This is a genomic window from Sodalis sp. RH20 (genome assembly GCF_047324205.1).
GTDB lineage: Bacteria > Pseudomonadota > Gammaproteobacteria > Enterobacterales > Enterobacteriaceae > Acerihabitans.
Window position 1 is genome coordinate 1,830,305 of the sequence record NZ_CP178733.1, and the last position, 18,201, is coordinate 1,848,505.

Consider the following 18,201-nt stretch of genomic DNA (forward strand, 5'->3'; position numbering starts at 1 on the left):
CGTAACAGGGCTTTTATGACGTCCGGCAACGCTCCACCACGGCAAGCCGTCCAGGCTACCCCTGAATTTTCTCTTGACCTTGACAGCACTGTCAGAGTTTAGCCTAAAGCCTCCTTTGATTACGGCGAGAGTTTATATCATGCCAATGGTTAAAATCGAGGGTACGACAGTGTCCTATCGGGTTGATGGCGAGGGTCCTGGTCTGGTATTGGTACATGGCACCGGCGGTGACGGGGAAAGTAACTGGGCGCCAGGTGGAACTGGACCTGGTTCTGGTCGTAAGCGATCGGGTCGGGCGCATTACCCAACCCGCGCTGGTCATAGGCTGCACTCATGACTATATGATGCCGCCCGCCCACGGGCGGGCGCTGGCTGCGCAAATAGCCGGCGCCCGCTATGCTGAACTGGACAGCGGACACCTGGCGATGCTGGAACGCCCCGAAGAATTCACGCAGATGGTGACGGGCTTCCTGCGCGCCGCGGGACGTTAAGGGATCCTAAGCACCCGCGAGCACCGTTGGATCCCCGGTCCGCCAGACGTTGTCGACCGTGTTGCGCTGAATAAGCCATACCTGGTCACGCCTTACCAGCTCGACGTTATAGCGGTTTTTCATCAGGTAGTGGCGCGAGTTATCATTGCGCGCTACGTGCTGCGCCTCCACCAACGCCTCCAGATGCGCCTTATCGCCGTTAATGCAGACCCGCGGATTGCTCACGGAATGTGTCGTGTCGAGCTGGCTAAGTGCGTTCGACAGGGCCGTGACAATAGTGTCCCGGCCTTCCAGCACCGGGTATTCAAATCCGGCTTTTGCCGCGGCGGGCCGGAAATCGGACACCGCATCTTCCGCCAGCGCTGAGGCGAGCAGGTCGGTATCGCGCAGATCGATGCCCGCGGCGAACCGGTACAACGCCTCGACCACGGCGAGCGTATCGGCGGTTTGCTCAGGATATAAAGATGACATGGGTAACTCCTTGTGGGTTATGAATCTATATGGTATATGACGTATACTAGGTGTCAATTAGGCACTAATATGTCATCAGGTATCCCGGAGGAAACCGCATGTTGAATCAGGCTGGGCAAACGGCGGCTCAAGACGAGCCGGCCATAGAGGCGGGGGGAGCCGGCGGTTCAAGCCGTTTACTGCTGGATCAGATCACGGATAAATGGTCGGTGCTGATCCTGGCGGCGCTGTGCCATAAGCCCTTGCGCTTCAATGAAATCAGGCGTTGCCTGGACGGCATTTCCCAAAAATCACTGACCCTTAGCCTAAGGCGCCTCGAGCGCAGCGGCATCCTTGCCCGCCGGGTTATTCCTGCTTCCCAGGTCGCGGTGGAGTACAGCGTCACGCCGCTGGGGCGCACGCTGGAGGTGCCGTTTCGGGCATTATTTGACTGGACGGTTACTCATTCAGCCCAGGTTCTGCAAGCCCAGATGGATTACGATAAGGGAACAATGAATCTGTAGTGGTCATCACGGCATTGCGGCACGGCCTTTCGTCGCTGTCTCTTTCTAATGCCGGCGCTGGCGATCGCCTTCGGTACTACGCGATGTAAACCAGATTAATTGCTTAACGGCTGGGGGAAATTTTAGCGCCGGGATTTTAAGCCAACCGCAACACTCCCGCGCCTATCGCTATGATGCAGGCCGCCACGAACCGTGATGGACTTATGCGTTCGCGCAGGACCAGGCCCGAGAGAATAAGACCAAATAATATCGAGGTTTCCCGCAGCGCGGCAACCACGGCGACCGGCGCAACCGTCATGGCCCACAGCGCCAGCCCATAGGAGGCGACGGTGCCAAATCCGCCCGCCATGCCCAGATGCCAATTGGCGGCGAAATAGCCTTTTACCGCAGCGCGTCGCCTGCACATGGCCCAGGCAAGCAGGGGCACTCCGGTAAACAGGAAAATCAACAACGTATACGCGGCGGGGGCGCGGGATAACCGCACGCCTTGCCCGTCAATAAGGGTGTAACCGGCGATAACAGCGGCATTGAGCAACGCCAACACCACCCCTTTTTTGTCTTGCCCGTGCGCAAATATGGCCATGCTTATTATGCCTGCGCAAATTATGGCAATTCCCAGCCAGGCGGTCGGCGTTAATAGCACGCCAAAAAATAGCGCGCCCATGGCCGCGACGATAAGCGGGGCGCTGCCGCGCATTAAAGGATAGGTCTGACTCATATCGGCGATGCGATAGGTTCTCGCCACCAGGCAAAAATACAGAACTTGCAGCAGGGCCGACGCGCCGATAAAAGGCCAGCTTTCCCTGGCGGGGGCGGGCAAAAACGGCAGCGCCAGGGCGGCGATCAGCGCGGCGCACGCGGTGACCAGTATGGTCGTTAGTAGTTTATCGGCGCCGCCTTTGACCACGGCATTCCAGGTGGCGTGCAACACAGCGGCAAACAGCACTACGCTAAAGACAAAAGCGGTCATGCGAACCAGCGTCGAGGGAAGCAAAATAGGGTCATAGATATAATGCGTTTTGCGAATGTTAAAAAAAAGCATGCCGCATGATGGGCACGGAAATCAAATACAAATGCCGTAGGCATATAAATTTTCGGGGACTTGGCCGCGTACGGGCGGCGCCTGAACGTCCCGGTCCGTCCCTGGGGTAGATTTTCGATGAATTATCCCTTCTCGGGGGGTAATTGTGTATTACGGTGAGTCTGACCATTGATTTCGGTGATTCCGATCGCTCTTTTTCCGCGCGCTTTTCCTCTCTTCTTTTCTACCCTATGTGATCGGTTTGCGCCAGTTTTCTCATCGATTATGGATCCGGGCGTTATTTGACCGGACGATTAATCATTCCGCCGAGGTCCTGCAAGCCCAGACGGAATTCGATAAGCGGGCGGATAGGGTAATGCCAACGTCTTAACAGAACCGCAAGACCCCGGCATCTATTTTTCAGCCGGGGCATAGAATATATTACCATGAGCTTCTGTTCATATAAGCCGCTATGGCGTGTGTTCACCGAGGAAACAACATGATGAGGGATCTGCCTCCCACCGCCACGCTGCGCGCCTTTGAGGTGGCGACGCGGCATGCAACGTTCACCGCCGCTGCGGACGAATTGCATATTACCCAAAGCGCGGTAAGCCATCAGCTTAAACATCTCGAAGAGATCTGGGGCTTGTCGCTATTTCAACGTGGCAAATCATTGAGCCTGACGCCTGCAGGCGCAGCGCTGGCGCCCATCGTGCGTGAATTCTTTATGCACCTGGAGGCGACGCTCAGCGATCTGAGAGAGCAAAAGGGCAGGGTCCGGCTCAGGCTTAGCACCACCTACTCCTTCGCCCTGAAATGGCTGCTGCCAAGATTGCCGGATCTGTCCCAGCGGCATCCGGAAATTCTGGTCACGCTGGAAACCACGGACAAAGCCATCAATTTTTCCAGCGCCGAGTCGGACGTGGCCATCCGTTTCGGCACCGGCAATTATCCAGGCCTGTACTCGGAATTCATGTTCAGGGAGCAGATCTTTCCGGTTGCCAGTCCCGATCTCTTGCACCGTTTTGGCGCGCCCCATGAGCCTGCCGAATTATTGCGCTACCCGCTGCTGACACGCGACGGCGCGGATCTGGTGCCGAAATGGGCGCTGTGGCTGCAACAGGCGGGGGTCGGCGTTTCCGCGCTCAGGGAAAGCGTCAGGTTCGCCGACACGAATATGACGGTCCAGGCGGCTCTGCTGGGCCAGGGTATCGCCCTGGCCCGCAGCGGACATGTCGAAACTGAACTACGCGACGGCAGCCTGGTCCGGCTGTTCGACATACCGTTCCCTTCGCCGGTCGCTTATTATTTTGTCTGTCCAAAAGGTGTCGAATCGCAGCCTCATATCGTCAGCTTTCGCCACTGGCTCATGGCGCAATCAGCCCAGGCCCAACAAGGCTATCTCTGATGGCAATGTATGAGGATTTCCTCATGCAGCAATGAGGAGACTTTGCTTTCATCAAAGAGCGGGGCTGCTTACTATGGCGCATGCCCTTTCATATTATTTTACTGATACTGTGCGCCGCGCTCTTGCATGCCGGCTGGAATACACTTTTGCGCGGCGGAGCCGACAGGTTGTGGTCGATGACGGTCATGTGCCTGGCGGTGGCGGTTGCCAGCGCCGCCATCGCCTTGTGCCTGGCGCCTCCAGCCAAAGCCAGCTGGATGTATGCGCTGCTGTCAGCGGGACTGCATGTGGGTTATAACCTGTTTCTCGTCAAGAGCTATCAAGCCGGAGACCTCGGGCAAACCTATCCGGTTTCACGCGGCTCCTCGCCTTTGTTAATCACCCTCGCGGCATCGGTGTTCGACGGCGAGCGGATAGGGATGGACGCTCTGGTTGGCATCGCCCTGATATCGGGCGGTATTATTTCCCTGACCTTCACCGGGCGCCGGCTGGCGCCGGCAAGCCTGCCGTATGCCCTGGGAACCGGATGTTTCATTGCCGCTTACAGCGTAACGGACGGCATCGGCGTGCGCTTGTCCGGCGCGCCGATGGCATACACGGCATGGATGTGCGCCTTGTGGGGCATCTTGATGCCGGCGGTATACATCGGCCTGCGCGGCGTAACAAGTTTATTGACCCCCCGGCCCGGGTTAATCACGGCTTTTATCGGCGGGCTGGTGTCTCTGCTGGCCTATGGCATCGTCATTTACGCCATGGCGGGCGCTCCGATGGGGGCGGTATCGGCATTGCGCGAAACCAGCATCCTGTTCGCGGCGGCGATGGGGTATTTTTTCCTGGGCGAGGCGCTGACGGTGCGCAAGATGCTGGCGTGCGCGGTGATCGCCACCGGCGCCATCCTCATCGGCTGACGACCCATGGCGGGGTGGCGTGGCAGGCTATCAGACTGACGCGCCACAATAGTCCGCCACGCCCAGCCAACGGACAATCTCACGCAATGCGAACAGCCATGCGTTGCGCTCTGCTACGTTGCCTTGTTAATGGCGTTGCCCGGCTGATTTGTCAGGATGGCGCTCGTAATAAGATGAAAGAGATGATCCCGCCGCGGCGCGAATCCGGGCTGGGCGACGAGCCAGCCGAGCGCCGACATCAGGGCGAACAGGTCGTCCGCATCCATATCTGCGCGCGCCGTTCCCTCGGCCTGGGCACGGCGCAGCAGTCGCGCGCCCGCCGAGCGCACCGCGATGCATGGCGCGTAAAGCGCGGACTCCGGGTCTGCGTGGGCGCTGGCCATCAAGGCGACTACGCCGCTGTAGCTATCAACGAACGCCACCCCGGCGTGAAACCAGGACACGAGCGCCTCGTCAGGTGGCTTCGACGTCTCAACTTCGCCTGCCTTTTGCGTCAGAGCCTCCAGATTCGTGCGCAGCAACGCTTCGAACAAGGCTTCGCGCGTCGGGAAATGCCGGAGCAGTGTGGCCAGCCCGACGCCGGCCCGGCGTGCGATCTCGCGCATGGACGCATCGGCGCCCTGCTCGGTGACGACCTCACGCGCGACGGTAAGGAGATGGCTGTAATTTTTTCTGGCGTCGGCTCGCATAGGGTACCTTGACAAATGGATCAGTGATCCGTATATTTGGATCAGTGGTCCAGATACTGGCTTGATGATCTGGACCGGTGATCCACAAGATACAGCGTCCTGATACCAATGGCAATACAGACGCTGTCCGACACGATGAAAGGGGAAACGTCATGGGAAAGCTGGAAGGTAAGGTCGCAGTTATCACGGGTGGCTCAAGCGGCATGGCGCTGGCGAGCGCCAAGCGGTTCGTAGAAGAAGGCGCCTATGTTTTTATCACGGGCCGCAGGCAAGAGACGTTGGACGAGGCCGTTAAGCTCATCGGGCGCAACGTGACCGGCGTGCGCGGCGACGCGTCCAACCTCGACGACCTCGACCGCCTGTTCGCGACGGTCAAACGGGAAAAGGGCAAGATCGATGTTTTGTACGCGAGCGCTGGCACCGGCGAAGCCGTCCCGCTCGGCGAGATTACCGAGCAGCATTTCGATGCGACCTTCGGCCTGAATACGCGCGGCACGCTGTTTACGGTTCAGAAGGCGTTGCCGCTGTTTAACGATGGCGGATCGATCTTTATGACCGGGTCAATTGCGTCAATCAAAGGTTTTCCTGGTTTCAGCGTCTATGCGGCGAGCAAGGCGACGTTGCTTGCATTCGCCCGCGGGTGGCTCAACGAACTGAAGGGCCGCAAAATCCGGGTGAACGTGCTGAGCCCCGGGCAGATCGCCACCCCCATTCAAGAGCAACTCTTCGACGAAGAGACGAAGCGGTATTTCGAATCCCTGGTGCCGCGGGGAAAGATGGGGGGGCCTGAGGAAATCGCGGCGGTGGCGCTGTTTCTTGCTTCAGACGAATCGAGCTTCGTGAATGGGGTGGAATTGTATGTCGACGGCGGCACCTCGGCCATCTGACATCGCGCTGGAAAGCGGGTGGCGGCCCGCTAACGTGGCGAAGATGATCCGGGTTATGTCGATAAATGGCGCATCCCGTTCCATTAACGGGACTGATTTCGGTGATTGTCCAGCGGGTATTGCCATGTCTGCTTACGCTGCCGGTCACCTCTACTGAAGGGAGAGTTTGCATGAGTTATTCGATTATTGGCTTTGGCGCGGTAGGCCAGGCGCTCGCCCGGGCGTTTGCAAGAAAGAACATCAATGTGAGCGTCGCTAGCCGTCGCCCTCCCGAAGCGTTGATGCAGCGGGCACAAGCGATCGGCCCCACCGTTGTCCCCAGGACGCTGCAGGATGCCATCGCGTCCGACATCATCTTTTTGGCGGTGCCGTTTTGGGAACATCGGGATGTCGCGAAACAGAAAACCACCTGGCGCGGCAAGACCGTCATCGACATGACCAATGCTTTCGGCGTTGCCGTTGAAGACTTGCAAGATCAGCCGTCGTCCGCGGTTGTCGCCAAAGCCTTTACCGACGCCGGGTTCGTAAAGGGTTTTAACCATCTGGCCGCCGGCGTTCTGGCCGCTGATCCGAGCGTGAATGGCGGCAGCCGCGTCGTGTTTTTGTCGAGCGATGACGAAAATGCGCTGGCGCCGGTCGCGGTTCTCGCGGAACAGCTCGGTTTCGCGCCGATTGCGCTAGGACCGCTCAAGGATGGCGGCCTGCTCGTCCAGGCCAGGGGCAATACCTGGGGTAAACTGATCTTCAAGGATCTCGTCAAGTTCACATAACGGCGCCTCAACGCTATGCTGCTTATGACAGTCAGCCAGCCACTCATCAAGAAGTGAGCATAACTGTGTTGAGACGGTTAAAAACGAAAAATCCACGCAACCGCGTGGATTTAGGATAATCATTTATTTGAAATGCCCTGTGACGCGTCGAAGTTGAGTGACCTATTTAATTAAACATTAAACAAGAAGTTCATCACATCGCCATCCTTGACGATATATTCCTTGCCTTCGGAGCGCATCTTGCCGGCTTCCTTGGCGCCTTGCTCGCCTTTATAGGCAATAAAATCTTCAAACGCGATGGTCTGGGCGCGGATAAAACCTTTTTCGAAATCAGTATGGATTTTACCGGCCGCCTGCGGGGCGGTGGCGCCGACCGGGATGGTCCAGGCGCGCACTTCCTTGACCCCGGCGGTAAAGTAGGTCTGCAGGTTCAGCAACTCGTAGCCGGCGCGGATCACCCGGTTCAGGCCCGGTTCTTCCAGCCCCAGTTCCGCCATGAATTCCGCGCGCTCCTCTTCTTCCAGTTCGGCGATATCGGATTCCACCGCGGCGCAAACCGCCACCACAACCGAGCCTTCCCCGGCGGCGATAGCCCGGACTTTATCCAGGTAGGGGTTGTTTTCGTAGCCGTCTTCATTGACGTTGGCGATATACATGGTCGGCTTAAGCGTCAGGAAGCTGAGATAACGGATAGCCGCTTTTTCTTCCTCATTGAGATCGAGCGTGCGCAGCATGCCGGCGTTGCCCAGGTGCGGCAGGCATTTTTCCAGCGCGGACAGCTCGATCTTGGCATCCTTATCGCCGCCCTTGGCGCGTTTTTGCACCCGGAAGATAGCGCGCTCGCAGGCTTCCAGATCGGACAGCGCCAGCTCGGTATTAATCACGTCGATATCATCCACCGGGTCGACTTTGCCGGCAACGTGGATGATATTATCGTTCTCGAAGCAGCGCACCACATGGCCGATGGCCTCGGTCTCGCGGATATTGGTCAGGAACTGGTTGCCCAGTCCTTCGCCCTTCGACGCGCCTTTGACCAAGCCGGCGATATCAACGAATTCCATGGTGGTCGGCACGATACGCTGCGGCTTGACGATGGCCGCCAGCTGGTCCAGGCGCGGATCGGGCATCGGCACCACGCCGGTATTCGGTTCAATCGTACAGAACGGGAAATTGGCCGCTTCAATTCCCGCTTTGGTCAATGCATTGAATAGCGTGGACTTACCCACGTTCGGCAGACCCACAATACCGCATTTGAAACCCATGGTTATATCACCTTAAATAGCTTTATTATCAGATGGTTAATTTAGTCTTACCGTACCATCAATACGTTAATGCCCCATTATACACATAAACCGCGCATAACTCGATTGGCGCCGGGGCGACCGGAGTCATAGCCTGGTATAGGTCCGCACGCGGCGGCAGACCGTTTTTGCTCCGGATCGGAGAGCCATCAGGCGGCTTTGAAGGCGTGCAGGCGATTCATCGCTTTTACCGGGCCTTCCTGGATTAAGATCTCGGTGCATTTAACCGCCTCAGCCACGGCTTGATCGATTAAGGTCAGCTCGCTGGCCGGCGGCTTGCCCAGCACAAAACCCACCACTTTGCTTTTGTCGCCCGGATGGCCGATGCCGATGCGCAGACGATGGAAGTTGGGATTATTGCCCAACCGGCTGATGATATCCTTCAGGCCGTTATGGCCGCCATGGCCGCCGCCCAGCTTCAAGCGGGCGTTGCCCGGCAACAGATCCAGCTCATCGTGCGCCACCAGGATTTCTTCCGGCAGGATACGGTAAAACGTGGCAACAGAGGCGACCGCCTTGCCGCTCAGATTCATAAATGTGGTCGGGACCAGCAGCCTGACGTCCTGTCCGGCAATCGCCAGGCGGGCGGTATACCCGTAGAATTTGCTCTCTTCCCTGAGGGACTGGCGAAACTCTTCCGCCAGCAGATCCACATACCAGGCGCCCGCGTTATGGCGGGTGGCGGCATATTCCGCGCCCGGATTCGCCAGGCCAACAATCAACTTGATAGTCATTACGGTTTCATTCTCAACTATTGCTCTCGATTAAACAGACCAACGCACAACGGGAAATCAGGCGGCCGTGGTCCTGCGCCGGTGATCCCGCGGTCATGTTAACAGATTTGCGCCGCAGCGGCTTAGCGAAGTGTCATCACCCCGTCGGGCAAGCCTCATGGCCTTGCGGGTGCCCTGGCGCGCGAAAACACGCTTTCGTTGCCGGCGGATTGATGGCAATAATGGGATGATGTGTAACGCATGAAAACGTCATGGGAGCATTATGGAACTGCGGCTGGCGCGCGCCCAGGAGGCGCAGGCATTATGGCTAATCCGCAATCAGGCCGTCCGGGCGGGCTGTGTGGGCGTCTATGATGCCGACACCATCATGGCTTTTACCCCGGACATCATGCCGGCGGGCTTTGTTGCCTGCATCACGCAAAATCCTTTTTTCGTCATTGCCGCGACAGCCGCCGGCGGGCCTGTGGCAACGGGGTTCCTGGATGTCACCAGGGCGTCGGTGGAGGCCATCTTTACCCTGCCGGCGTACCAGGGCAGGGGATATGCCGCGCGTATCCTGGCGCGGATTATCAGCGAGGCGAAAACCCGGGGGTTAACCCGTTTAACCTTGGCCTCGACGCCGAACGCCGTGCAATTTTATCGTCGCCGCGGTTTCAGCATCCTGGGCGAGGGGCAATATTATTCCGCCTCGGCGCAACGCTATCTGTCTTGCGTCGACATGAGCCTCGATTTGTAAACCCGCCCGTTACAGCAACGCGCAAAACAGAATGATAATCGTCAGTGCAAGTCCGAGGCTGGTTATCACTTCCAGATCGTCAGTGTACATAGTCACCTCCTCTCGTCTGATCCGATCATGAGGTAATCCCTGGCGCCAGGCTGTGACCGGCCGTTCAAAAAAGCTGCAATCCCGCGTGCCGGCACGCTATTGCGCGCCTCATTGATCGAGATCAATTTCTTTTAAAAACAGAATGACAGGGAATTATGATTTGTGTGACTTATTGTCAACTCTGTGATCGCGGGCACGATGCCTTTAGCAAGATATTGACTATACTTTACACAGATTGATAAGGACGACGAATGAACAATTCACGATTTCATTGAGTAACCCGGAGGTGAACGATGAAACGCAAATCAGCACTCTTATGTGGCAACAGCCTGATGGGCGTAGGTATGATAATGATGCTCGCAGGGCTTGCCTGTTCAGTATTAAATCAGCTTCCGCAATTGCACTTTACGCCATTGGTCGCGCATAGCGCTATCATGGGTATTTTTATCGGCGCCTTGTTATGGGTTGCAGGGGCGCGCATGGGCGGGCACGAACGCATCAGCGATCGTTACTGGTGGCATCGCAGGTTTGATTCCCGCTGCCGTCGTACCGGACATCATTAAGCGCCGGCACCTTGAGCCAGGTTTTTGACAAATGCACTGATCCGGCGGAGGTCTTTATTGGCGCCGCTGGTTGGCAACCGGTCATTTAACGCCGCCGTCGAAACAGCGGCTTGTGTCTCTCACTGTCCGTTAACGCGGGCGATAACAATTGAAAAAACAACGACATAGATTAATATCAACGATGACTGGTTTTATTTCCTGTCCTGAACCTGCTTACGGGTTCGGGATTTTTTTTGCATAAAAAGCGGGAAACACTAATACGGGCGGGCCGGGCGGCCCGTATCCGGGGGCTAAACCACACGCCGGCCGATCGCCGTGGCGTGGAATGAGCAAGGCGCGCCGCCGGGGCGGCGACGTCGGCGGCTATTAATGCTCGAACATGGCGGAGATGGATTCTTCGTTGCTGATGCGACGAATGGCCTCGGCCAACATGCCCGACAGGGTCAGAGTACGGACGTTGGGCAGTGCTTTAATCTTGGGATCCAACGGAATGGTATCGCAAACAATGACCTCATCGATAACCGAATTCTTGATGTTGTCGAACGCGTTACCGGAAAAAATCGGATGGGTGGCATAGGCAAAAACGCGTTTTGCGCCCCGATCCTTCAGCGCCTCCGCCGCTTTGCACAGAGTGCCGCCGGTATCGATCATATCGTCCACCAACACACAGTCGCGGCCCGCCACATCACCGATGATATGCATCACCTGGGAAACGTTTGCGCGCGGACGGCGTTTATCGATGATGGCCATATCGGTATCGTTCAGCAATTTGGCGATGGCGCGGGCGCGTACCACGCCGCCGATATCCGGCGATACCACGATCGGATTTTCCAAATCCTGCTGCAGCATATCCTCCAGCAGAATCGGGCTGCCGAAAACGTTGTCGACCGGAACATCAAAGAAGCCTTGGATCTGTTCCGCGTGCAGGTCCACCGTCAGGACACGGTCAACCCCTACGCTGGATAAGAAGTCCGCCACCACTTTCGCGGTGATGGGCACACGTGCGGAACGCACGCGCCGATCCTGGCGGGCATAACCAAAATAGGGGATAACGGCGGTGATACGACCGGCGGATGCGCGGCGTAACGCGTCGACCATGACCACCAGTTCCATCAGGTTGTCATTGGTTGGCGCACAGGTGGACTGGATGATGAAAATATCACCACCGCGTACATTTTCATTGATTTGCACGCTGACTTCGCCGTCGCTAAAGCGACCTACAGCGGCGTCACCAAGACTGGTATATAAACGGTTGGCAATACGTTGTGCTAGTTCCGGGGTGGCGTTACCAGCAAAAAGCTTCATATCAGGCACGAGAAGAACCTCAGGCTTGCGTCCAGAGAAGGTATTGCACAGCATAACACTCGGGACCGGAGCGCCATACAGGGCAATGCCACACGGGTAAAGATAAATCGAGATAACCTGGCGGAACCGTCACCTAGCGGCGGCATAACGGTCCGGTTACCTTAATGCGCCCCGGTCAACACGCGGTGCAGCGGCGAAACGTTAACGCCTCGCGCCACAAAACCACGCATCCACGCCGGGGCATGCTCCAGCACCTGACGGGCGGCGGACTCGGTATCGAATTCGGCAAATACACAAGCGCCGGTGCCAGTCAGTCGCGACGGCGCGTATTCTAACAGCCATGAAAGATGCTGTTCAACCTCGTAAAAATGTTTTCTTGCGATTGGCTCACAATCATTATGAAAAGGCTGCGCTAATAACGCCTCCAGCGCGCGTACCGGCGAGTCTCTTTTTAACGCCGGATCGGCGAATATCGCCGGCGTCGATATGCTTACGCCGGGGAGGGTGACCAGGTACCATTTTTCCGGCGGATCGGCCGGGGTCAATATTTCGCCGATTCCCTCGGCAAAGGCCGCGTGGCCCCGCACGAACACCGGTACGTCGGCGCCAAGTTCGAGGCCCAGACGGGCCAGCGCTTCCTGCTCAAGGCCGCAGCGCCACAGATGATTAAGGGCCACCAGCACCGTGGCGGCGTCGGAGGATCCCCCGCCGAGCCCGCCGCCCATCGGCAGGCGTTTAACCAGGCGAATATCGGCGCCGGGCAGGGCGGAATTATTTTTAGCCCCCCACCGGCGACGCTGCAGCAACCGCGCCGCCCGGACGATAAGGTTATCGTCGTCGCGTACGCCGGCAAGGGGCGTCAGCAGCCGGATATCCCCGCCTGCGACCGGCTCGATGGTCAGCGTATCGCCGTAGTCAAGAAACTGGAACAGCGTTTGCAACTGATGGTAGCCGTCGGGCCGCCGGCCGGTAATATATAAAAATAAATTGAGTTTAGCCGGCGCCGGCCATTGATGAATCATTGCAGGGTCCAGCTGTCCATTTTGAGTTTAATACGCTGCTCGCCCTGGCGCAGTTCCAGATTGGCCGGCAGCACCGGCCGGCTGTCGTCATGGTAGCCCAGGTAAACCACCGTCCATTGCTGGCCGTCCTGGCTGTAGTTGACCTGTTTGAGCAAGCCGCGCGAATCGAGGGTGAAATCGGTGGCGTCGCCCGGCAGCCCCAGCATCCATTTACGCAGGTTGTCGAGGGGAATATTCATGCCGGTCAGCTTTTGGATCATCTGCTGCGGATCGTTGCTGACATACTTCTTACCCTGGTTATTGGTAATCTGGGCCACGCCGGGCTGCACGTTCAAATCCATTTCGGTGCTGCCGAGCGGATTGGTCAGCAGCAGGCGGTAGCGATCGGCGCCGGTTTGCTGCCAGTTAAAGCGGGCATAAACTTTTTGCTGGCCGGAAATATAGGCGAAAGAGCCGCGCGTCTGGTAGCTGGACAGCTGCGACACCGAGCGTTGATGCTGTTGCCACTCGGGGGAGGTTTGGCTTTTAGCGGGGCCTGAGGGCGTGTGGACGCTACAGGCGGCCAATAGCAGGCCGGCCAGCGGCAATACGCGGTAGTAGGCGGGAATACGCTTCGGCATAGGGAACTGCTTCCTTAATTTTCTCGTGGGTAAGGCGTTTTGTCCGGTGATTAACACCATGATAGCGTCAATTTTCACGCTAAGCGGCATTTATTTCATTACCGGCGCCATGCCCTGATAGGTCGAAAATGCGGTGTGACTTTTCTTGATCACGCGCATCAAGTAGAATGCACTCAAACCATAACCATACTAACACTCGTATTATTTAATAGCCGTATTCCATGACCCTGCTCGCATTAGGTATTAATCATAAAACGGCGCCGGTTGCGTTACGCGAGCGGATAGCGTTTTCGCCCGAAACCCTTGACCAGGCGCTGGTCAGCCTGCTCCAGCAACCGCTGGTGCGGGGCGGCGTCGTGCTGTCTACATGCAACCGGACCGAATTATACCTAAGCGTGGCGCAGCAGGAAAATTTCAAGGAATCGCTGGTAGGCTGGTTATGCGATTATCATCATTTGCAGCCGGACGAGGTGCGCCAAAGCCTCTACTGGCATCTGGACGACGGCGCGGTCAGCCACTTGATGCGGGTCGCCAGCGGGCTGGATTCCATGGTGCTGGGCGAGCCGCAGATCCTCGGGCAGGTAAAAAAAGCCTTTGCGGATTCCCAACGCGGGCATACCGTTTCCGGCGAGCTGGAACGCTTATTCCAGAAATCCTTTTCCGTCGCCAAGCGGGTGCGCACTGAAACCGAAATCGGGTCCAACGCGGTATCGGTGGCGTTTGCCGCCTGTACCCTGGCGCGGCAGATTTTTGAATCCCTGGCCGATGTCACGGTGCTGCTGGTCGGCGCCGGCGAAACCATCGAACTGGTGGCGCGTCATCTGCGTGAGCACCATGTCAAGCAGCTGATCATCGCCAACCGCACCCGCGAGCGCGCGCAACTGCTGGCCGACGAGGTCGGGGCGCAGGTCATCGACCTGGCCGGGCTCGACGACCGCCTGGCCAGTGCCGATATCATTATCAGTTCCACCGCCAGCACGCTTCCCATTATCGGCAAGGGCATGGTCGAGCGGGCTATGAAGCAGCGCCGCAACCAGCCGATGTTGTTGGTGGATATCGCGGTGCCGCGCGATATCGAGCCGGACGTGGGCAAGGTCCCCAACGCCTATCTTTATACGGTGGATGATTTACAGGCCATTATTGAAAAAAACCTCGCCCAGCGACAGTCGGCGGCCGTCCAGGCCGAAACCATCGTCGCGCAGGAATGCCTGGATTTCATGGGCTGGCTGCGCGCGCAAAGCGCGGTGGAAACCATTCGCGATTTCCGTTCCCAGGCCGATAGCCTGCGTGCGGAAATAGAGGAGCGCGCCGTGGCGGCCATCAGGCTCGGCGCCGACCCCGAGGCGGTGATCCGCGACATGGCCCACCGCCTGACCAATCGTCTTATCCACGCTCCAACCAAATCACTGCAACAGGCCGCCCGTGACGGTGATGTCGAACGGCTGCAAATCCTGCGGGACAGTCTGGGACTGGACTAGCTCATTATACTAATAAGGTAAAACCATCACCTATGAAGCCTTCTATCGTTGCCAAACTGGAAGCGTTGCAAGAGCGCCAAGAAGAAGTCGAGGTGTTGCTTGGCGACGCCGGCATCATTAACGATCAGGATAGATTTCGCGCGCTGTCGAAAGAATATGCGCAGCTGACCGATGTTACCGCGTCCTTTAAGCGCTGGCAGCAGGTACAGGAGGATATCCACACCGCGGAAACGATGCTCGACGACCCGGAAATGCGCGATATGGCGCAAGAAGAACTGAAAGAGTTAAAAGCATTGCAGGAAGAGCTGGAGCAGCAGTTGCAGTTGCTGCTGCTGCCGCAAGACCCGGATGATGAACGCGGCTGTTTCCTGGAAGTGCGCGCCGGCACCGGCGGCGACGAAGCCGCCATCTTTGCCGGCGATCTGTTCAGGATGTACAGCCGCTTTGCCGAAACCCGGCGCTGGCGGGTAGAGATCGTCAGCGCCAGCGACGGCGAGCACGGCGGCTACAAGGAAGTGATCGCTAAAATAGACAACGACGGCGCCTATGGCCAGCTGAAGTTCGAGTCCGGCGGCCATCGCGTGCAGCGGGTGCCGGAAACCGAATCCCAGGGCCGCATCCACACTTCCGCCTGCACGGTGGCGGTCATGCCCGCAATCCCGGAAGAGGAATTGCCGGTGATCAATGCCGGGGATTTGCGTATCGATACCTTTCGGTCCTCCGGCGCGGGCGGCCAGCACGTCAATACCACCGATTCCGCCATCCGCATTACCCATCTTCCAACCGGCCTGGTGGTTGAATGCCAGGACGAACGGTCGCAGCACAAGAACAAAGCCAAGGCGCTGGCGGTGCTGGGCGCCAGGCTGCGCGCGGCCGAGGTGCGCCGGCGCCAGCTGGAGGAGGCGTCGACCCGCCGCAACCTGCTGGGCAGCGGCGATCGCTCCGATCGTATCCGGACCTATAATTTCCCCCAGGGGCGCGTGACCGATCACCGTATCGGCCTGACGCTTTATCGCCTGGATGAAGTGATTGAAGGCAAACTGGATATGCTGATCCAGCCGATCATGCAGGAGTACCAGGCGGATCAGCTGGCGGCGCTGGCAGAGCAATCCTGATGCAGTGCGGCCAGTGGCTTGATGGCGCCGCGCGCCGGCTCGCCGGCGGCGACAGCCCCAGACGGGATGCCGAAATCCTGCTCGGTTTTGTCACCGGACGTGCGCGTACCTGGCTGCTGGCCTTTGGCGAAACACCCCTGACGCCGGAGGAGCTTGCGCGGCTCGACGCCCTGCTGTTGCGGCGTGCGGCGGGGGAACCGATAGCCTACCTGACCGGCGAGCGTGAATTTTGGTCCCTGAAGCTTAAGGTTTCGTCCGCCACGCTTATCCCGCGTCCCGACACCGAATGTTTGGTGGAGCAGGCGCTGGCGCTGCTGCCCGACCAGCCGGCGCAGGTGCTGGATCTGGGCACCGGCACCGGCGCCATTGCCCTGGCATTGGCCAGCGAAAGGCCGTCATGGCGGGTGACCGGCGTGGACGTGCGGCCCGAGGCGGTGGCATTGGCGCGTGAGAACGCCCTGCAGCTGGGTATCGCCAATGCGCGATTCGCGACGGGAAGTTGGTTTAAATCATTGCAGGGAATGCGCTATACCCTTATTGTGAGTAATCCGCCCTATATCGCCGTGGACGACCCGCATCTGCATCAGGGAGACGTGCGTTTCGAGCCGCAAAGCGCGCTGGTGGCGGACGATAACGGACTGGCCGATTTGACGGCCATCGTCGTGGGCGCCGCCGACCACCTGCATCCCGGTGGCTGGGTGGCGCTGGAGCATGGCTGGCATCAGGGCGAGGCGGTGCGCGGCCTGTTGGCGCGCGCCGGTTTCGTCCTGGTGTGTTCCCGGCGGGATTATGGCGGCAATGAACGCGTAACAATGGGACAATGGCCGGGTTAAGACCCGCCGGTTATAGGATGCTGGAGCAGTGATGAGTGCTTACATGACCATCAAGTACTTACATTTAACAACGGTATGGATCACCATTACGCTGTTTATCATCCGTTTTTATTGGCGCTGGCGCGGTTCCACCCTGCTGAGCAAAGGGTGGGTGCGCATTGTCCCGCATATCAACGATACCCTATTATTGATATCCGGCGTCACGCTGATTATCCTCTCGGGCATTTCTCCCTTCACCGCCGACGGCCGCTGGCTGCTGGATAAACTGGTGTTGGTCATTATTTATATCCTGCTCGGCTCTGTTGCGCTGGGCAACAATACGCGGCGTGAAAAAATCCGCTGGCTGGCATTTATCTGCGGGCTGGCGTGTCTGTACACTATTTACCGGCTGGCTAGCAGTAAGCTTCCCCTGCTGACAGGATTTCTATGAGTAATATTGCGGATTTTGAATATAATCTTTCACCGCTTAGCGAGGGTGTCATACGTATTTCCCTCGCCATCCGGGAGGATTTTCCCGCCGATAGCGTTCGCCAGCAGCTGCGTTTGCTGGCCGAGGACGCGCGGGAGCAGATCTCGGTGGAGCTGAACCAGGACGAACAGCTTGGGCTTTTGCTCAAGCTGTTTTATCGTACCTGGGGATTTGGCGGCGTCGGCGGCGTGTATCGCCTGTCGGACGCCCTGTGGCTTGATAATGTGCTGGAGCGCCGCCAGGGTCTGCCTGCGTCGTTGGGCATTATCCTGCTGCATGTGGCGCAGTCCATGGGCATTCCCCTGCTGCCGGTGATTTTCCCTACCCAGATGATACTGCGCGCGGGCTGGCTTGACGGCGAGATGTGGCTTATCAACCCGATTAACGGCGATACCCTTGATGAGCATACGCTGGATATTTGGCTGCGCGGCAATATCGGCACCGGTATCGAGCTGGCGGATGAAGATCTGGAAGAAGCGGATAACAATACCGTGGTGCGTAAATTGCTCGACACCTTAAAATCGGCGCTGATGGACGAAAAACAGATGGAGCTGGCCCTGGGCGCCAGCGAGGCGATGCTGGAATTTGATCCCGACGATCCTTATGAAATCCGCGATCGCGGTTTGATTTATGCCCAGCTGGAGTGTGATCACGTGGCGCTTTCGGACCTGAATTATTTTGTCGAGCAGTGTCCGGAAGATCCCATCAGTGAAATGATCAAGGTTCAGATACATTCCATCGAGCAGAAGTCGGTGACCCTACATTAACCCGATGCCGGACGGCATTA

The 18,201-nt window shown here is 58.0% G+C and carries 21 protein-coding genes; 13 read left to right on the top strand and 8 right to left on the bottom strand.

All coding sequences use genetic code 11. The features are described 5' to 3' along the window. Positions 1 to 227 precede the first annotated feature (227 nt). The gene (locus ACL2XM_RS08545) at positions 228 to 491 is read left to right on the top strand and encodes an alpha/beta fold hydrolase (RefSeq protein ID WP_413732735.1); all 264 of its coding nucleotides are present in this window, start codon (positions 228 to 230) and stop codon (positions 489 to 491) included. A gap of 6 nt (positions 492 to 497) precedes the next feature. Here the strand turns inward: ACL2XM_RS08545 and ACL2XM_RS08550 are convergent, their stop codons facing one another. After that, positions 498 to 962 carry a nuclear transport factor 2 family protein gene (locus ACL2XM_RS08550; protein ID WP_410014952.1) on the bottom strand — a complete coding sequence of 155 codons (465 nt, stop codon included), beginning with the start codon at positions 960 to 962 and terminating at the stop codon, positions 498 to 500. A gap of 98 nt (positions 963 to 1,060) precedes the next feature. Between ACL2XM_RS08550 and ACL2XM_RS08555 the strand changes: the two genes are divergently transcribed. Then, positions 1,061 to 1,465, top strand: coding sequence for a winged helix-turn-helix transcriptional regulator (locus ACL2XM_RS08555; RefSeq protein ID WP_410014953.1), 405 nt, complete (start codon positions 1,061 to 1,063; stop codon positions 1,463 to 1,465). A gap of 136 nt (positions 1,466 to 1,601) precedes the next feature. Here ACL2XM_RS08555 and ACL2XM_RS08560 read toward each other — a convergent pair whose 3' ends face one another. After that, entirely contained in the window at positions 1,602 to 2,435 is an 834-nt protein-coding gene (locus ACL2XM_RS08560; RefSeq protein WP_413732736.1) for an EamA family transporter, read from the bottom strand. A 553-nt stretch (positions 2,436 to 2,988) separates the two neighbouring features. Here ACL2XM_RS08560 and gcvA point away from each other — a divergent pair. Further along, positions 2,989 to 3,894, top strand: a complete 906-nt coding sequence (gene gcvA, locus ACL2XM_RS08565) for a transcriptional regulator GcvA (RefSeq protein ID WP_413733211.1) — start codon at positions 2,989 to 2,991, stop codon at positions 3,892 to 3,894. 80 nt (positions 3,895 to 3,974) lie between these two features. Beyond that, the gene (locus ACL2XM_RS08570) at positions 3,975 to 4,802 is read left to right on the top strand and encodes an EamA family transporter (RefSeq protein WP_413732738.1); all 828 of its coding nucleotides are present in this window, start codon (positions 3,975 to 3,977) and stop codon (positions 4,800 to 4,802) included. A 113-nt stretch (positions 4,803 to 4,915) separates the two neighbouring features. Here ACL2XM_RS08570 and ACL2XM_RS08575 read toward each other — a convergent pair whose 3' ends face one another. Continuing rightward, on the bottom strand, positions 4,916 to 5,491 hold the full coding sequence (locus ACL2XM_RS08575; RefSeq protein WP_413730396.1) for a TetR/AcrR family transcriptional regulator: 576 nt from the start codon (positions 5,489 to 5,491) through the stop codon (positions 4,916 to 4,918). Positions 5,492 to 5,643: 152 nt separating this feature from the next. Between ACL2XM_RS08575 and ACL2XM_RS08580 the strand changes: the two genes are divergently transcribed. Further along, on the top strand, positions 5,644 to 6,378 hold the full coding sequence (locus ACL2XM_RS08580; protein WP_410014956.1) for an SDR family NAD(P)-dependent oxidoreductase: 735 nt from the start codon (positions 5,644 to 5,646) through the stop codon (positions 6,376 to 6,378). Positions 6,379 to 6,548: 170 nt separating this feature from the next. After that, complete coding sequence (locus ACL2XM_RS08585) at positions 6,549 to 7,148, top strand: NADPH-dependent F420 reductase (protein ID WP_410014957.1); 600 nt, start codon at positions 6,549 to 6,551, stop codon at positions 7,146 to 7,148. Between the two features lie 170 nt (positions 7,149 to 7,318). Here ACL2XM_RS08585 and ychF read toward each other — a convergent pair whose 3' ends face one another. Both ychF and pth read right to left on the bottom strand, forming a co-directional pair. Continuing rightward, positions 7,319 to 8,410 carry a redox-regulated ATPase YchF gene (gene ychF, locus ACL2XM_RS08590; protein WP_410014958.1) on the bottom strand — a complete coding sequence of 364 codons (1,092 nt, stop codon included), beginning with the start codon at positions 8,408 to 8,410 and terminating at the stop codon, positions 7,319 to 7,321. 188 nt (positions 8,411 to 8,598) lie between these two features. After that, complete coding sequence (pth, locus tag ACL2XM_RS08595) at positions 8,599 to 9,183, bottom strand: aminoacyl-tRNA hydrolase (RefSeq protein ID WP_413732740.1); 585 nt, start codon at positions 9,181 to 9,183, stop codon at positions 8,599 to 8,601. Between the two features lie 262 nt (positions 9,184 to 9,445). On the opposite strand from pth, the gene ACL2XM_RS08600 reads away from it, so the two are divergent. Both ACL2XM_RS08600 and ychH read left to right on the top strand, forming a co-directional pair. Then, on the top strand, positions 9,446 to 9,919 hold the full coding sequence (locus tag ACL2XM_RS08600; RefSeq protein ID WP_413730398.1) for a GNAT family N-acetyltransferase: 474 nt from the start codon (positions 9,446 to 9,448) through the stop codon (positions 9,917 to 9,919). 383 nt (positions 9,920 to 10,302) lie between these two features. After that, positions 10,303 to 10,572 (top strand): stress-induced protein YchH, encoded by a 270-nt coding sequence (gene ychH, locus ACL2XM_RS08605; protein WP_410014961.1) that lies wholly within the window; start codon positions 10,303 to 10,305, stop codon positions 10,570 to 10,572. 366 nt (positions 10,573 to 10,938) lie between these two features. On the opposite strand, the gene prs is transcribed toward ychH, so the two are convergent. The 3 genes from prs to lolB all read right to left on the bottom strand — a co-directional run bounded on the left by prs (position 10,939) and on the right by lolB (position 13,519). Beyond that, positions 10,939 to 11,886, bottom strand: a complete 948-nt coding sequence (gene prs / locus ACL2XM_RS08610; protein ID WP_331122568.1) for a ribose-phosphate diphosphokinase — start codon at positions 11,884 to 11,886, stop codon at positions 10,939 to 10,941. A gap of 152 nt (positions 11,887 to 12,038) precedes the next feature. Next, on the bottom strand, positions 12,039 to 12,899 hold the full coding sequence (ispE, locus tag ACL2XM_RS08615; protein WP_410014962.1) for a 4-(cytidine 5'-diphospho)-2-C-methyl-D-erythritol kinase: 861 nt from the start codon (positions 12,897 to 12,899) through the stop codon (positions 12,039 to 12,041). After that, positions 12,896 to 13,519, bottom strand: a complete 624-nt coding sequence (gene lolB, locus ACL2XM_RS08620; protein WP_410014963.1) for a lipoprotein insertase outer membrane protein LolB — start codon at positions 13,517 to 13,519, stop codon at positions 12,896 to 12,898. The genes ispE and lolB overlap by 4 nt, the downstream gene beginning before the upstream one ends. Positions 13,520 to 13,740: 221 nt before the next feature. Here lolB and hemA point away from each other — a divergent pair, with 221 nt between their 5' ends. The 5 genes from hemA to sirB1 are packed head-to-tail and all read left to right on the top strand — an operon-like array spanning position 13,741 to position 18,181. Further along, the gene (gene hemA / locus ACL2XM_RS08625; protein ID WP_410014964.1) at positions 13,741 to 14,997 is read left to right on the top strand and encodes a glutamyl-tRNA reductase; all 1,257 of its coding nucleotides are present in this window, start codon (positions 13,741 to 13,743) and stop codon (positions 14,995 to 14,997) included. Positions 14,998 to 15,029: 32 nt separating this feature from the next. Further along, entirely contained in the window at positions 15,030 to 16,112 is a 1,083-nt protein-coding gene (gene prfA / locus ACL2XM_RS08630; protein ID WP_410014965.1) for a peptide chain release factor 1, read from the top strand. Beyond that, entirely contained in the window at positions 16,112 to 16,945 is an 834-nt protein-coding gene (gene prmC, locus ACL2XM_RS08635) for a peptide chain release factor N(5)-glutamine methyltransferase (protein WP_413732741.1), read from the top strand. The genes prfA and prmC overlap by 1 nt, the downstream gene beginning before the upstream one ends. 31 nt (positions 16,946 to 16,976) lie before the next feature. After that, on the top strand, positions 16,977 to 17,375 hold the full coding sequence (locus ACL2XM_RS08640; protein WP_413732742.1) for a SirB2 family protein: 399 nt from the start codon (positions 16,977 to 16,979) through the stop codon (positions 17,373 to 17,375). Next, positions 17,372 to 18,181, top strand: a complete 810-nt coding sequence (sirB1, locus tag ACL2XM_RS08645; RefSeq protein WP_410014968.1) for an invasion regulator SirB1 — start codon at positions 17,372 to 17,374, stop codon at positions 18,179 to 18,181. Before ACL2XM_RS08640 ends, sirB1 begins: the two co-directional genes overlap by 4 nt. Positions 18,182 to 18,201: the final 20 nt, after the last annotated feature.

Bases quoted from the DNA above. Each gene is read 5' to 3' on its own strand.
- pth (WP_413732740.1), bottom strand. From the start codon at position 9,183: ATGACTATCAAGTTGATTGTTGGCCTGGCGAATCCGGGCGCGGAATAT.
- ispE (WP_410014962.1), bottom strand. From the start codon at position 12,899: ATGATTCATCAATGGCCGGCGCCGGCTAAACTCAATTTATTTTTATAT.
- hemA (WP_410014964.1), top strand. From the start codon at position 13,741: ATGACCCTGCTCGCATTAGGTATTAATCATAAAACGGCGCCGGTTGCG.
- ACL2XM_RS08560 (WP_413732736.1), bottom strand. From the start codon at position 2,435: ATGACCGCTTTTGTCTTTAGCGTAGTGCTGTTTGCCGCTGTGTTGCAC.
- sirB1 (WP_410014968.1), top strand. From the start codon at position 17,372: ATGAGTAATATTGCGGATTTTGAATATAATCTTTCACCGCTTAGCGAG.
- ACL2XM_RS08550 (WP_410014952.1), bottom strand. From the start codon at position 962: ATGTCATCTTTATATCCTGAGCAAACCGCCGATACGCTCGCCGTGGTC.
- prmC (WP_413732741.1), top strand. From the start codon at position 16,112: ATGCAGTGCGGCCAGTGGCTTGATGGCGCCGCGCGCCGGCTCGCCGGC.
- ACL2XM_RS08575 (WP_413730396.1), bottom strand. From the start codon at position 5,491: ATGCGAGCCGACGCCAGAAAAAATTACAGCCATCTCCTTACCGTCGCG.
- ACL2XM_RS08555 (WP_410014953.1), top strand. From the start codon at position 1,061: ATGTTGAATCAGGCTGGGCAAACGGCGGCTCAAGACGAGCCGGCCATA.
- ACL2XM_RS08600 (WP_413730398.1), top strand. From the start codon at position 9,446: ATGGAACTGCGGCTGGCGCGCGCCCAGGAGGCGCAGGCATTATGGCTA.
- ACL2XM_RS08640 (WP_413732742.1), top strand. From the start codon at position 16,977: ATGAGTGCTTACATGACCATCAAGTACTTACATTTAACAACGGTATGG.
- ACL2XM_RS08585 (WP_410014957.1), top strand. From the start codon at position 6,549: ATGAGTTATTCGATTATTGGCTTTGGCGCGGTAGGCCAGGCGCTCGCC.
- ACL2XM_RS08570 (WP_413732738.1), top strand. From the start codon at position 3,975: ATGCCCTTTCATATTATTTTACTGATACTGTGCGCCGCGCTCTTGCAT.
- prfA (WP_410014965.1), top strand. From the start codon at position 15,030: ATGAAGCCTTCTATCGTTGCCAAACTGGAAGCGTTGCAAGAGCGCCAA.
- ACL2XM_RS08580 (WP_410014956.1), top strand. From the start codon at position 5,644: ATGGGAAAGCTGGAAGGTAAGGTCGCAGTTATCACGGGTGGCTCAAGC.
- ychH (WP_410014961.1), top strand. From the start codon at position 10,303: ATGAAACGCAAATCAGCACTCTTATGTGGCAACAGCCTGATGGGCGTA.
- gcvA (WP_413733211.1), top strand. From the start codon at position 2,989: ATGAGGGATCTGCCTCCCACCGCCACGCTGCGCGCCTTTGAGGTGGCG.
- ychF (WP_410014958.1), bottom strand. From the start codon at position 8,410: ATGGGTTTCAAATGCGGTATTGTGGGTCTGCCGAACGTGGGTAAGTCC.
- lolB (WP_410014963.1), bottom strand. From the start codon at position 13,519: ATGCCGAAGCGTATTCCCGCCTACTACCGCGTATTGCCGCTGGCCGGC.